The organism is Paraburkholderia phytofirmans PsJN, from assembly GCF_000020125.1.
GTDB classification, from domain to species: Bacteria; Pseudomonadota; Gammaproteobacteria; order Burkholderiales; family Burkholderiaceae; genus Paraburkholderia; species Paraburkholderia phytofirmans.
Genome location: NC_010681.1, coordinates 323,385 through 336,659, shown reverse-complemented (window position 1 = coordinate 336,659; position 13,275 = coordinate 323,385). Strand labels below are relative to the sequence as shown.

Annotated in this window: 10 protein-coding genes; 4 read left to right on the top strand and 6 right to left on the bottom strand. The window is 62.1% G+C overall.

Annotated features, from left to right (window positions below):
* Positions 1-212: 212 nt before the first annotated feature.
* The 4 genes from htpX to def all read right to left on the bottom strand — a co-directional run bounded on the left by htpX (position 213) and on the right by def (position 3,454).
* Positions 213-1,070 (bottom strand): zinc metalloprotease HtpX, encoded by an 858-nt coding sequence (gene htpX, locus BPHYT_RS01470; protein ID WP_012431382.1) that lies wholly within the window; start codon positions 1,068-1,070, stop codon positions 213-215.
* Positions 1,071-1,173: 103 nt separating this feature from the next.
* Positions 1,174-1,818, bottom strand: coding sequence for a LysE family translocator (locus tag BPHYT_RS01465; RefSeq protein WP_012431381.1), 645 nt, complete (start codon positions 1,816-1,818; stop codon positions 1,174-1,176).
* 114 nt (positions 1,819-1,932) lie between these two features.
* A complete protein-coding gene (gene fmt / locus BPHYT_RS01460) occupies positions 1,933-2,919 on the bottom strand; it encodes a methionyl-tRNA formyltransferase (RefSeq protein ID WP_012431380.1) in 987 nt (328 codons plus the stop codon).
* Positions 2,920-2,950: 31 nt separating this feature from the next.
* The gene (def, locus tag BPHYT_RS01455) at positions 2,951-3,454 is read right to left on the bottom strand and encodes a peptide deformylase (RefSeq protein WP_012431379.1); all 504 of its coding nucleotides are present in this window, start codon (positions 3,452-3,454) and stop codon (positions 2,951-2,953) included.
* 244 nt (positions 3,455-3,698) lie between these two features.
* Here def and dprA point away from each other — a divergent pair, with 244 nt between their 5' ends.
* The 3 genes from dprA (at position 3,699) to BPHYT_RS01440 (ending at position 8,341) form a co-directional block, all read left to right on the top strand.
* The gene (dprA, locus tag BPHYT_RS01450) at positions 3,699-4,967 is read left to right on the top strand and encodes a DNA-processing protein DprA (protein ID WP_012431378.1); all 1,269 of its coding nucleotides are present in this window, start codon (positions 3,699-3,701) and stop codon (positions 4,965-4,967) included.
* 89 nt (positions 4,968-5,056) lie between these two features.
* Positions 5,057-5,434, top strand: a complete 378-nt coding sequence (locus BPHYT_RS01445) for a thioredoxin family protein (RefSeq protein ID WP_012431377.1) — start codon at positions 5,057-5,059, stop codon at positions 5,432-5,434.
* A 237-nt stretch (positions 5,435-5,671) separates the two neighbouring features.
* Positions 5,672-8,341 carry a DNA topoisomerase III gene (locus BPHYT_RS01440; protein WP_012431376.1) on the top strand — a complete coding sequence of 890 codons (2,670 nt, stop codon included), beginning with the start codon at positions 5,672-5,674 and terminating at the stop codon, positions 8,339-8,341.
* A gap of 160 nt (positions 8,342-8,501) precedes the next feature.
* On the opposite strand, the gene BPHYT_RS01435 is transcribed toward BPHYT_RS01440, so the two are convergent.
* Positions 8,502-9,605 carry a LysR family transcriptional regulator gene (locus tag BPHYT_RS01435; RefSeq protein ID WP_012431375.1) on the bottom strand — a complete coding sequence of 368 codons (1,104 nt, stop codon included), beginning with the start codon at positions 9,603-9,605 and terminating at the stop codon, positions 8,502-8,504.
* Positions 9,606-9,945: 340 nt separating this feature from the next.
* The gene (locus BPHYT_RS01430) at positions 9,946-11,802 is read right to left on the bottom strand and encodes a phosphoenolpyruvate carboxykinase (GTP) (protein ID WP_012431374.1); all 1,857 of its coding nucleotides are present in this window, start codon (positions 11,800-11,802) and stop codon (positions 9,946-9,948) included.
* A gap of 376 nt (positions 11,803-12,178) precedes the next feature.
* On the opposite strand from BPHYT_RS01430, the gene BPHYT_RS01425 reads away from it, so the two are divergent.
* Positions 12,179-13,192: a D-2-hydroxyacid dehydrogenase family protein gene (locus BPHYT_RS01425; protein ID WP_012431373.1), complete on the top strand. Its 1,014-nt coding sequence runs from the start codon at positions 12,179-12,181 to the stop codon at positions 13,190-13,192.
* The last annotated feature ends 83 nt before the right edge of the window (positions 13,193-13,275 follow it).

Here is a 13,275-nt window from a genome sequence, read left to right as displayed (position 1 = left end):
GTGAGCGTACCGATTGCCCAGCCACGGCGACCACGATAGCCGCGGTCCGGAACGTAGGTTCAACGATCTGGTGCAGACCTTCACACGCCAGTGAAGAAACTGATGTTCAAGTGATCCGCAGCGCCTCCGCTCGCTCACGCTCCATTGCGCTGGAATAAAAAAGGCGAACCCGCGGACTCGCCTTTCCTCACATCGCGCAAGCTGCGCGCGGATTATTCGAAGCGCCCCGTGCGCGCCATTTCCATCAGACGCGCGATGCGTTCCTCGGTGGCCGGGTGCGTGGAGAACAGATTCGCGATGCCGCCGCCCGACAGCGGATTCATGATCATCATCTGCGCGGTGGCCGGATGCTGCTCGGCCGTGGGAAACGGAATCCCACTCGCGTATCGATGAATCTTGTCGAGCGCCGAAGCAAGTGCCTGCGGGTCGCCGGAAATCTGCGCGCCGCCGCGATCGGCCTCGAATTCACGTGCGCGCGAAATCGCCATCTGGATCAGCGCACCGGCGATCGGCGCCAGCAGCGCGACGGCGATGCCCGCGATCGGGTTCGTGGAACGGCCGTTTTCGTCGCGGCTGCCGAAGAACATCGCGAAGTTCGCCAGCGCGGAAATGGCACCGGCCATGGTGGCCGAAATGGTCGAGATCAGAATGTCGCGATGCTTTACGTGCGAGAGTTCGTGCGCCATGACCCCGCGCATTTCGCGCTCGGACAGCACGCGAAGAATGCCGGTGGTGGCGGCGACCGCCGCATGCTCCGGATTGCGGCCGGTGGCAAACGCGTTCGGCGCGTCTTCATTGATCAGGTAGACGCGCGGCATAGGCAGGCCGGCGCGCGTGGAGAGTTCGCGCACCATGCGATAGAACTGCGGCGCACTGGTTTCGTCGACTTCCTGCGCGTTGTACATGCGCAGGACCATCTTGTCCGAGAACCAGTACGAAAAGAAATTCATCCCAAGGGCGATCACGAGCGCGATCGTCATGCCGCGCGACCCGCCGATCATCCCGCCGATCACGATGAAAAGGGCCGTGATCGCGGCCATCAACATCGCGGTTTTGACCCAATTGAACATATCTGCAACTCCTTGCCCTAACGCGGGTTCATATCTGCGCCGCGTGATCGCGGCGCCCGATTGTAAGCTAAATGTTAGATATGGGCGCGTCGGGAAAATTCAATCATCTTGATGCGGTGGCGAGCTTGATACCCAAGCCGACAAAAGCGCTGCCGACGCCGCGATCCAGCCACTTCTTCACGGACGGCTGGCCAGAGAAACGCCGCGTCACACTGCCCGCGATCCACGCGACAAAACTGTTCCAGACCATGCTCATCATGACGAACACCGCGCCCAGCGTGAGGAAGGCGAGCGCTTTGTGGTCGCTGCCGGTCGTCACGAATTGCGGGAAGAACGACACGAAAAACAGCACTACCTTGGGGTTCAGAACGTTAGTCCAGAAGCCTTGCAGGAAAAGCTGGCGTAGCGACTTGGGTGCGCCGGCCGCGTGCGCTTCGCCCGCAGCGCCATCGGCGGCAGCCGGCTTGGCGAAGAGCAGGCGCACGCCGAGATACATCAGATAAATAGCGCCGACGAACTTGATCACCGTAAATGCAGTGGCCGACGCGGCCAGCAACGCGGTCAAGCCGAACGCGCAGGCCAGCGAGTGAACGCAGCAGCCGGCGGAAATGCCAAGCGCCGACATGAGTCCCGCCCCGCGGCCTTGAGCGACACTGCGCCCAACGATATAAGCCGTATCGGGACCGGGCGTCACGTTCAAAAGAAAGACCGCGACGACGAAAAACTCGAAATGGGTGATGCCGAACATGTGAATCCTCGAAATTCAGGCTGTTGCCTAGAGGATTCTAACGCGCGGCTGGCTTGTCCAGCGCGATCTCAAACATCGGCCGAATGGACGATGTTCAAGCCACAAGCAACGGTGTTACTTTGTTTCGGGAAGTTGAAAGCGCTGCCCCACAGCCAGCGTCGAGCCGGCCAGGAATTCGCGCACCGGCAGGCGTTTGCCACCGGGTTTCTGCAATTGCGTGAGACGCAGCGCGCCTTCGCCGCAGGCTACGACTACGCCTTCGGGAGAGACGTCGGTGATCGTGCCCGGTGCGCCGTTGGCTTGCGTATCACGGGCAACCGCGGCCCAGAGCTTGATCGACGTGCCGTCTTCAAGCGTGGCCACACCACCGGGGAACGGATCGAACGCTCGCACCTGCCGCGCCAGCACTGCCGCCGGGCGGCGCCAGTCGAGCGCGGCTTCGTGTTTGCCGATCTTTTCCGCGTAGGTCACGCCTTCTGCGGGTTGCGGCGTTGCCGCCAGTTTTCCGGTGCGCTCGAGTTCGATCAGCGCCTCGACGATCAGCTTCGCGCCGTCTTGCGCCAGACGGTCGTGCAAGGTAGCCGTGGTGTCGTCGGCGGTAATCGCGGTGCGTGCTTCGGAGATCATCGCGCCTGTGTCCAGGCCGACGTCCATCTGCATCAGCGTAATGCCGGTTTCGGCGTCCCCGGCTTCGATCGCGCGATGAATCGGCGCGGCGCCGCGCCAGCGCGGCAGCAACGACGCGTGAATGTTGATACAGCCGAGCAGTGGGATATCGAGCACTTCCTGCGGAAGGATCAGCCCGTAAGCGGCCACGACCATGACGTCATGCGGCGTGGCGCGCAGCTGATCGATCGCGGCAGCGGCTTCGGCCGGATATTTGCCGACGCGGCGCAGCGAAGGCGGTTGGGCGACGGCCAGTCCGTGCTCCTGCGCGTAGCGCTTGACCGGGCTCGCCTGCAATTTCATTCCGCGCCCGGCGGGCCGGTCCGGCTGGGTCAACACGAGCGGCACCTGGAAACCCGCGCTGTGGATCGCGGCCAGAGCGGCCGCGGCGAACTCCGGCGTACCGGCAAAGATGACGCGCAACGAATGACTCATGAACGGGGGCCGTAGGCGAGTTGAACGCGCATTACATCGCGTGGGCGAGCTTCTTCATCTTGCTCTTGATGCGCGTCTGCTTCAGCGACGACAGGTACTCGACGAACACGCGGCCCATCAGATGATCCATTTCGTGCTGGATGCACACCGCGAGCAGGCCTTCGCAGTCCATCTCGAAGGTCTCGCCCTTCTCGTTGAGCGCCCGCACGCGCACCTTCTCGGCACGCTCGACGTTGTCGTAAATGCCAGGCACCGAAAGACAGCCCTCTTCCGAGAGCTTCCTTTCGTCGCTCGACCAGATGATTTCGGGGTTGATGAAGGCGAGCAGTTCGTTGTGGTCGTCCGACACGTCGATCGTAATCACGCGCTCGTGCACGTCCACCTGGGTCGCGGCAAGGCCGACGCCCGGCGCGGCGTACATGGTTTCGGCCATGTCCTTGACGAGGCGGCGGATGCGGTCGTTGACCGCTTCGACCGGCTTGGCGATCTTGTGCAGCCGTTTGTCCGGGTAATTGAGGATGTTGAGTAAAGCCATGATCTTGAGTGTGATTTTCGGGCGCCGCTGACCGGTTGAAGGCTCGCGTTGGCCTTTCGGCCAGGTTGTGAGCGCGTCGCGTTGCGCAGAGGATAGATGGTGTCGAACCGGTTCGATTCAACGCGCTCCGTGCGCTAGACGACGAGCCCGCGCGGGTGGGCGCGGCGCTGCGGTTATTTCGGATGATGAAAATTTTAGCATGGCGCCCGCCTGCCCGCTGGCCCTGTAGGAGGATCGACCCGCAATGCACACCTTGCCTGCAACCGATATTGAACTTGCCGCCTGGCTGCGGCTTGCGCTCGCGCCGGGGCTGAAACCCGGAGCACTGCGCTTGTTGCTGGGCGCTTTCGGCTTGCCTGAAGCGATATTCGAGCAAGCGCCCGAGGCGCTCGCCGAGATAGCCGGCGCGGCCGCGGCAAGCGCAGCGCTGGCGCCGACAGGCCCCGATTTCGACGCCCAGTTGGACGCGGTCATCGCGTGGCGCGAGCAACCCGGCAATCAGGTCGTGACGCTCGACGACCCCGCCTATCCGCCGGCGCTGCTGACCATGCCCGATCCGCCACCGCTGCTATATATAAAGGGCCGGTTGAACCTGCTGCACACGCGAGCGGTCGCCCTCGTGGGGAGCCGCAGTGCAACGCCACAAGGCGTCGAAGACGCGGAGCGATTCGCCCGCGAGCTGTCGGTGGCCGGTGTCACCGTCGTCTCCGGGCTTGCGCTCGGTATCGACGGCGCCGCGCATCGGGGCGGACTGCAAGGCATCGGTGGAACTGTCGCCGTGATCGGTACCGGCGCGGACCTCGTGTATCCAGCGGCGCATCACGCGCTCGCGCGGCAGATCGCGGTGCAGGGCGCGATTCTCTCCGAATGGCCGCTCGGCACACCTGCGCGCGCCGCCCATTTTCCGCAGCGTAACCGTTTAATCGCCGGCCTTGTCAGCGGCGTGGTGATCGTCGAAGCGGCGATGCGCTCCGGTTCGCTGATCACGGCGCGGCTCGCCAACGAGATGGGACGCGATATCTTCGCGTTGCCGGGTTCGATTCACGCGCCGCTGTCGCGCGGGTGTCATCGAATCATCAAGCAGGGCGCGAAGCTGGTGGAAACACCGGATGAAGTGCTGGAGGAGCTGGGTTTCGCGCGGCAGGCGGCACCGCGAGCGGCTTCGGGTTCGGCGCATGCCACCTTCTCGAACCGTGCTTTTTCGCGAAATACGCCGACGGGCAGCGGCGCTGCGGCAGATCGGGCGCAACTAGCTGCGCTTCAGCCGACAGAAGCATCGCCGGCCGTATCAGCAGAAGCACCATTGGCCGCCGCAACGCCCTGCCCGCCGGCCAATCCCGAAGCACAGCGCCTCCTCGCCGCGCTCGGCCATTCGCCCACCACGCTTGAAATTCTCGCGACCCGTACCGAGATGGAGGATGCCGATTTACAAACCGCCTTGCTGCAACTCGAACTCGCCGGCCATGTGACCATGCTGCCCGGCGGCCGCTTCATGCGAGCTAGCCACGGCTGACCCCGCATTGATCAGGGTTGACCACCATTCGCGATCGGCCATGCTACATTCGCGCCAAAGCACCTGACAAAAGTACGCAAGGAACCACGATGCCCGCGCTAAACCTCGACACCGACCAAGACCGGATCGCCGAGCGCGTCAACGAACCCGACACGCTGTTCGTTGCCTGCCTGTGCGCGGAATGGTGTGGAACCTGCCGCGAGTATCGGGACGCTTTCGACAAGCTGGCCGACCGGCACCCGGAAATCTGTTTCGCATGGATCGATATCGAGACCCATGCGGACCGGTTCGAGGATCTGGACGTGGAGAACTTTCCGACCATCCTGATCGAAGATTCGGTTACGACGCGGTTCTTCGGCACGGTTTTGCCGCAGGCGGCGATTGTGGAACGGATGTTGTCTGATCTGACCGCCGTGCCCGGCGTCAGCGGTGCGCCGAAACTGCGGCCCGCGCTGGCGGTCGCCTGATTCAGACCCGGCGGGCGGCCCGGGCGTTGCGAGCGGTGTGCAAGGCGTTTGCCGCAGTTTGCCCAACGCCTGAGCACGCAATTATGATTTCGCGCTTTTATGGCACTTGACACGCCGGTTTCGCGCCGTGTGCTATAAAGCGGTCGTTAATGGGTCGCAAAGGTCGCAAACGAGGGTCGCGCTAACAGAAGCGCACTCACGGCCATCAACCCTGATCTACCAACCTCACATCGAGTCATGTCCAAAGCACTGATCATTGCCGAAAAGCCTTCCGTCGCGAACGACATCGCGCGCGCTTTGGGCGGCTTTACCAAGCATGACGAATACTACGAGAGCGACGAGTACGTCCTCTCCTCGGCAGTCGGCCATCTGCTGGAAATTGCCGCGCCCGAAGACTACGAAGTCAAACGCGGCAAGTGGAGTTTCGCCAATCTGCCCGTCATTCCGCCGCACTTCGATCTCAACCCGATCGCCAAGAGCGAGTCGCGCCTGAAGGTGCTGACCAAGCTGCTCAAGCGCAAGGACGTCGACCGCCTGATCAACGCATGTGACGCGGGGCGCGAGGGCGAGCTGATTTTCCGCCTGATCGCGCAGCACGCGAAAGCCAAGCAGCCGGTGCAGCGCCTGTGGCTGCAATCCATGACGGCGGGCTCGATCCGCGACGGCTTCGCCCGCTTGCGCAGCGACGAAGAGATGCAACCGCTCGCCGATGCGGCGCGCTGCCGCTCGGAGGCGGACTGGCTGGTCGGCATCAACGGCACGCGGGCCATGACCGCGTTCAACAGCAAGGGCGGCGGCTTCTTCCTGACCACGGTCGGGCGGGTGCAGACGCCGACGCTGTCGATCGTCGTCGAGCGCGAAGAAAAGATTCGCCGCTTCGTGCCGCGCGATTATTGGGAAGTGAAAGCGGAGTTCGTCTGCTCGGCCGGCTTCTATGAAGGCCGCTGGTTCGATCCGAAATTCAAGCGCGACGAGTTCGATCCGGAAAAACGAGACTCGCGTCTGTGGGCGCTGCCCGCGGCCGAAACGATCGTCGCCGCCTGCCGTGGCCAGATCGGCACGGTGACCGAAGAATCGAAGCCGTCCACGCAACTGTCGCCGGCGCTGTTCGACCTGACCAGCTTGCAGCGCGAAGCCAACGGCCGCTTCGGCTTCTCGGCGAAGAACACCTTGGGCCTCGCCCAGGCGCTGTACGAAAAGCACAAGGTGCTGACCTATCCCCGTACCGACGCGCGCGCGCTGCCGGAAGACTACATGGATACGGTCAAAGAGACGCTTGGCATGCTCAAGGAGAGCAACAACTATCTGCCGTTCGCCAAACAGGTGCTCGACAAGGGCTGGGTGAAGCCGAACAAGCGCATCTTCGACAACTCGAAGATCAGCGACCACTTCGCAATCATCCCGACGCTGCAGGCGCCGAAGAATCTGTCGGAGCCGGAACAGAAGCTCTACGACCTCGTCGTGAAGCGCTTCCTCGCAGTGTTCTTCCCCGCCGCCGAATACAAGGTGACGACGCGGATCACGGAAGTGGTCGGCCATCACTTCAAGACCGAAGGCAAGGTGCTGGTCGAACCGGGCTGGTTGCAGGTCTACGGCCGCGAGATCAGCGGCGAAGACGCGAACCTCGTGCCGGTGCAGAAAGACGAGAAGGTCAAGACCGACAAGATCGCCGCCCAGCAACTGGTGACGAAACCGCCGGCACGCTACAACGAAGCCACTTTGCTGTCGGCCATGGAAGGCGCGGGCAAGCTCGTCGAAGACGACGAACTGCGCGAAGCCATGGCGGCCAAGGGTCTCGGCACGCCGGCCACGCGTGCCGCGATCATCGAAGGTCTGCTGGGTGAAAAGTATCTGATCCGCGAAGGCCGCGATCTGATTCCGACCGCCAAGGCTTTTCAGCTCATGACGCTGTTGCGCGGCCTGGGCGTGAAGGAATTGACGGCGCCCGAATTGACCGGCGAGTGGGAGTACAAGCTCTCGCAGATGGAACGCGGCAACCTGCCGCGCGACGCTTTCATGCAGGAAATCGCCCGCATGACGCAGACCATCGTCAAACGCGCGAAAGAGTACGATTCCGACACGATCCCGGGCGATTACGCGACGTTGCAGACGCCGTGCCCGAATTGCGGCGGGCAGGTGAAGGAAAATTACCGGCGCTTTGCCTGCTCGAAATGCGAGTTCTCGATTTCGAAAATTCCGGGTGGACGTCAGTTTGAAATTCCGGAAGTCGAAGAGCTGCTGCAGAACAAGACGATCGGTCCGCTGTCGGGATTCCGCAGCAAGATGGGCCGGCCGTTCTCGGCGATCCTGAAGCTCTCGCTCGACGACGAGATCAAGAACTACAAGCTCGAGTTCGACTTCGGCCAGGATGCGGGCGGCGAAGACGGCGAACCGCCTGACTTCTCCGATCAGCAGCCGGTCGGCGCGTGCCCGAAGTGCAAGGGCCGCGTGTTCGAGCACGGCATGAGCTACGTCTGCGAAAACTCGGTTGCCAATCCGAAGACTTGCGACTTCCGCTCCGGCAAGGTGATCCTGCAGCAGGAAATTGCTCGCGAGCAAATGGCCAAGCTGCTCGAAGAAGGCCGCACGGATCTGCTGACGAACTTCAAGTCGTCGCGTACCGGCCGTAACTTCAAGGCGTTCCTCGTCAAGCAGAACGACGGCAAGATCGGTTTTGAGTTCGAAAAGAAGGAGCCGTCGGCGAAGACTGCCGCGAAGACCGCAGCAGCGAAGTCGGCTGCCAAGGCCGCCCCGGAAGCGGAGTCGGACGACGGCGAAGTGTCGGTGGCCGTGAAGGCTGCGCCGGCAGCCAAAAAGGCGGCGGCGAAGAAAGCGCCGGCCACCAAGACTGCTGCGGCCAAGAAAGCACCCGCCAAGAAAGCGGCGGGGCGCAAAACGGGCTCGTAAGTCGAACTGGGGCGGGGAGGCCGGAAGAGGATTCGCTTCCGGCTTGCTTCATTTGAGCTAGCCATGGAAAAAGGCGCGGTCACTTAAAGTGACCGCGCCTTTTTGTTTGCCTGCCGGAAAGCGCCTATCGGCGGCTTTGCCGGCTTGATCGATTCGCCATTTACAACGGAGATAAAGCCGTAGGCCGGGTGCGAGGCGTCGTCTTGGCCAACGTCTTAGGCAGCGGTGATAACTCACTGTCCAGCAGCCGCGAGAGCGGCTCAGCGCCGTCGAACGCTTCCGGCGGCATGGGATCCGCGGAATCGAGCGCCGTCGTCGTGGCGGCCCGGCCCAAGCCGTCCTCCTTGATCCACTGTTCACCGAGCATGCTATTCGGCGTCTGGCTGAAATGCTCAACCAGATGGTCGATGAACGTGCGCACCTTCGCCGGCAAGTGACGGCGGCTCGGATACGCGATGTTGATCTCGACTTGCGGCAGCCGGTAGTCGCCGAGCAAACGCACGAGCCTGCCGCGCGTCATATCGCGGCCGATCAGATAACTCGGCAGGATCGCGATACCCATGCCGAGCAACGCAAACTGACGCAGCATCTCCGTATTGTTCGCGACGATCACGTTGGACGGACGCACGCGCACTTCGCCTTCCGGGCCGGTGAACACACGCTCATCGCCCCAATATTCGGAGGGCAGGCTCAAACACGGATGCTCGAGCAAATGCTCCGGACGCGTGGGCATGCCGTGCTTCTCCAGATAAGCCGGCGTGGCGCACACCGTCATGCAGCCCGTGGTGAGACGCCGCGTGACGATACTTGCGCTGCGCATTTGCCGCGCAATCACCACGCCCACGTCGAAGCCTTCTTCGACCAGATCCACCTGACGGTCGACCAGCGTGACATCGGGAATGACTTTCGGATAGCGCTCCGCGTACGTCTGGAGCACGGGCGCGAGATTGTGCAACCCGAACACGACCGGCGCGACGATTCGCAACGTGCCGACGGGTTCGTGATTGCGCGCGACCACCATCTGCTCGACGTCTTCCAGTTCGTCGAGAATCTGGCGCGCGCGCTCGAGATAAACCTGACCTGATTCGGTCAGAGACAAGCTGCGGGTAGTGCGATTGAGCAGCCGCGTACCTAGACGGCCTTCGAGGTCCGCAACGTGACGGGTGGCAACTGCGTTGGAAATATCCATCGCGCTCGCAGCGCGGGCAAAACTGCCGAGATCCGCCACTTTGACGAAAACTCGCATCGACTGCAAATGATCCATGGGACAACTCCTGCCGTGTTACAGCTTCCTGACAATCGGTGAAAACCAGTGAAGCGAACCTGGAATTCTCCTACGACTCGCGAAATCATGCAGAAGTTGCCCGCCAAAGCGGAAATATTGTCAATATTCGTGCGACTGTGCTCCCTAATGTGGGGCGTGATCGTCGATTGTTCCCCGAAAGGAAACAATCTGCTGCGGTGCAGCTTGAACTGTCTTTTTTGTTCGAACAGACGCAATGGTGGCGCGGACGTTGTAAAAATCAGAAAACTCGTCACGCGGGACAGAGTGCAATAAAAAACCGCCCGAAGGCGGTTTCCATGGGAAGTGACCACTCACCTGATCATGCGGCGAGCTTCTGTTCGAGTGCGCGTTTGGCTTCGGTCAGCGCCGGTGGCAGGCCTTGTTGCAATGTGTCAAACAGCTCGGCGTGCAGTGCCAGTTCCGCGCGCCAGGCTGCGTCGTCGACGGAAATGACCTGCTCGAATTGCTCGCGGCTGAAATTCAGTCCGCTCCAGTCGATGTCCTCGTAGTGCGGCGACACGCCGAAAGCATGTTCCTCACCTTGAGCCGAGCCTTCGATCCGGCCGACCATCCAGCTCAACACCCGCATGTTCTCGCCAAAGCCCGGCCATACGAACTTGCCGTCCGCGCCCTTGCGGAACCAGTTGACGCAGAAGATTCTCGGCAGCTTCGCGTTCAATTGCTCCAGACGCTCGCCGGTTTTCAGCCAGTGACCGAAGTAGTCGCTCATGTTGTAGCCGCAGAACGGCAGCATCGCGAACGGGTCGCGGCGCACCACGCCCTGCTGCCCGGCCGCGGCGGCGGTCGTTTCGGAGCCCATGGTCGCGGCCATGTAGACGCCTTCCACCCAGTTGCGCGCCTCGGTGACGAGCGGCACGGTGGTGGAGCGGCGCCCGCCGAAGATGAACGCGTCGATCGCGACGCCCGCCGGATTTTCCCAGTCGGGATCGATGGACGGGCATTGCGAGGCGGGCGCCGTAAAGCGCGCGTTCGGGTGCGCGGCCTTGCGGCCGCTTTCCTTCGCGCTGGCCGGCGTCCAGTCCTTGCCTTGCCAGTCGATCAGGTGCGCGGGCGCATCGTCCGTCATGCCTTCCCACCAGACGTCGCCGTCGTCGGTGAGCGCGACGTTGGTGAAGATCACGTTTTCCTTCAACGTGGCCATGGCGTTGAAGTTGGTCTTCTCGCTCGTGCCCGGCGCCACGCCGAAGTAGCCGGCTTCCGGATTGATCGCGTACAGGCGGCCGTCCTTGCCCGGTTTGATCCAGGCGATATCGTCGCCGATCGTGGAGATTTTCCAGCCGTTCAGGCCTTCCGGCGGAATCAGCATCGCAAAGTTGGTCTTGCCGCACGCCGAGGGAAACGCCGCCGCGACATGATGCTTGCGGCCTTCCGGCGAGGTCACGCCGAGAATCAGCATGTGTTCGGCGAGCCAGCCTTCGTCGCGGCCCATGGTCGAAGCGATGCGCAACGCGAAACATTTTTTGCCCAGCAGCGCGTTGCCGCCATAGCCCGAGCCGTAGCTCCAGATTTCACGCGATTCGGGGAAATGGACGATGTATTTGGTTTCGTTGCACGGCCACGAGACGTCTTTCGCGCCGGCGGCGAGCGGCGCGCCAACTGAGTGGACGCACGGCACGAACTCGCCGTCTTCGCCGAGTACGTCGTAAACCTTGCGGCCCATGCGCGTCATGATGCGCATGTTGGTGACCACATACGGGCTGTCGCTCAGTTCGACGCCGATGTGCGCGATCGGCGAACCGAGCGGGCCCATTGAAAACGGCACCACGTACATGGTGCGGCCGCGCATGGCGCCTTCGAACAACCCGTCGAGGGTCGAGCGCATTTCGGCCGGTGCGATCCAGTTATTGGTGGGGCCCGCGTCTTCGCGGCGCTGCGAGCAGATGAAGGTGCGATCTTCGACGCGCGCCACGTCGGACGGGTCGGACCATGCGAGGTAAGAATTGGGACGTTTGGCGGGATTGAGTTTCTTGAGGGTGCCTGCTTCGACCATCTGTGCACAAAGCCGGTCGTATTCCTCCTGCGAACCGTCGCACCAGACGATCCTGTCGGGCTTGGTCTTAGCGGCAACGCGCTGGACCCAGTCGATCAGTTTTCGGTGTTTGACCCACGCGGGCGCCTCGATGGTGGGCTGTCCTTCGAATGAGGGGTGGTTCATCGACTTGTCTCCGTTTTGAAAAGCAATAGAAAAACGGTACAAGCCCAGAGACGCTGCATGCGAGAGGCATTCAATTCTTCGCGCCGGGTTGCTGCCACCCGACGCACAATTGTGCAGGTCGTTCCGGGCTACAAAGCCTGTCGAGCGGAGGCGCCAGCCGACGGGCTTCTGCAACCGTCTGTAAAGCGGCTTGCCTCAACACGCAACAAACTGTTAAAAACGATGTCAATCGGCCTTGCCGCGGCGCTGCCATTCTGTGCGGTAGCTACTACGGTAAGGCATTCAGCCAGACCGGCATGTGACTTAGGCCACATGATGGGACAGTCAGCATAACACTCCGTTCCGCACCACCAAGGTGCGTCGCAAGCCACATACCATGAAGATTGCCATCCTCGACGATTACCAGGACGCCGTTCGCAAGCTCGACTGCTTTCAATTGCTGGCCGACCATGAGGTCAAGGTCTTCAACAACACCGTCCGCGGTCTCGGCCAGCTGGCAAGCCGTCTTTCCGAAGTCGACGCCCTCGTCCTGATTCGCGAACGTACCCGCATCAGCTCGCAACTTCTTGATAAATTGCCGCGTTTGCGCATGATCAGCCAGACGGGCAAGGTTTCCAGCCATATCGATCTGCATGCCTGTACCGAGCGCGGTATTGCAGTGCTGGAAGGCACCGGCTCACCGTACGCGCCCGCTGAGTTGACGTGGGCTCTCATCATGGCGGCCCAACGGCGCATTCCGCAATACGTAGCAAACCTTAAGCAAGGAGCCTGGCAGCAGTCGGGCTTGAAGACTTCTGCGCTGCCGCCGAACTTCGGTTTGGGCCAGGTATTGCGCGGCCAGACGCTGGGAATCTGGGGCTACGGCAAAATCGGCAGGCTAGTGGCCGGTTATGGCAAGGCGTTCGGCATGAACGTGCTGATCTGGGGCCGCGAGCATTCGCGCGAAGCCGCTCGTGCTGACGGTTATGGTGTGGCGGAGAGCCGCGAGGCACTGTTCGAGCAGAGCGACGTACTGTCGCTGCACTTGCGCATGCACGACGACACGCGCGGCATCGTCAAGCAGGAAGACCTGATGCGGATGAAGCCAACCGCGCTGCTCGTGAACACGAGCCGGGCCGAGTTGCTCGACGAAAACGCGCTGGTGAATGCGCTGTCGCACAACCGTCCCGGCATGGTCGCGATCGACGTCTACGAAAGCGAGCCGATTCTGCAGGGCTACAGCTTGCTGCGCATGGAAAACGTGATCTGCACGCCGCACATTGGCTATGTGGAACGCGAAAGTTACGAGCAGTATTTCACCGCCGCATTCAAGAACATTCTGGCTTTCGACGCTGGCGATACGAGCAGCGTGGCGAATCCGGAAGCCTTGCAGGGCGGTCGGCGGCGTTAAGCGCTAACGGTTTTTTTAAGGCGATAAGAGCGTCGTGCGAATTCGTGCGGCGCTGTTGTCGCTTTTTGATTTTCGCGCTGACG

What these genes read in the sequence shown, in the direction of transcription:
- htpX (WP_012431382.1), bottom strand. Translation starts at nt 1,070, where the DNA reads ATGTTCAATTGGGTCAAAACCGCGATGTTGATGGCCGCGATCACGGCC.
- BPHYT_RS01465 (WP_012431381.1), bottom strand. Translation starts at nt 1,818, where the DNA reads ATGTTCGGCATCACCCATTTCGAGTTTTTCGTCGTCGCGGTCTTTCTT.
- fmt (WP_012431380.1), bottom strand. Translation starts at nt 2,919, where the DNA reads ATGAGTCATTCGTTGCGCGTCATCTTTGCCGGTACGCCGGAGTTCGCC.
- def (WP_012431379.1), bottom strand. Translation starts at nt 3,454, where the DNA reads ATGGCTTTACTCAACATCCTCAATTACCCGGACAAACGGCTGCACAAG.
- dprA (WP_012431378.1), top strand. Translation starts at nt 3,699, where the DNA reads ATGCACACCTTGCCTGCAACCGATATTGAACTTGCCGCCTGGCTGCGG.
- BPHYT_RS01445 (WP_012431377.1), top strand. Translation starts at nt 5,057, where the DNA reads ATGCCCGCGCTAAACCTCGACACCGACCAAGACCGGATCGCCGAGCGC.
- BPHYT_RS01440 (WP_012431376.1), top strand. Translation starts at nt 5,672, where the DNA reads ATGTCCAAAGCACTGATCATTGCCGAAAAGCCTTCCGTCGCGAACGAC.
- BPHYT_RS01435 (WP_012431375.1), bottom strand. Translation starts at nt 9,605, where the DNA reads ATGGATCATTTGCAGTCGATGCGAGTTTTCGTCAAAGTGGCGGATCTC.
- BPHYT_RS01430 (WP_012431374.1), bottom strand. Translation starts at nt 11,802, where the DNA reads ATGAACCACCCCTCATTCGAAGGACAGCCCACCATCGAGGCGCCCGCG.
- BPHYT_RS01425 (WP_012431373.1), top strand. Translation starts at nt 12,179, where the DNA reads ATGAAGATTGCCATCCTCGACGATTACCAGGACGCCGTTCGCAAGCTC.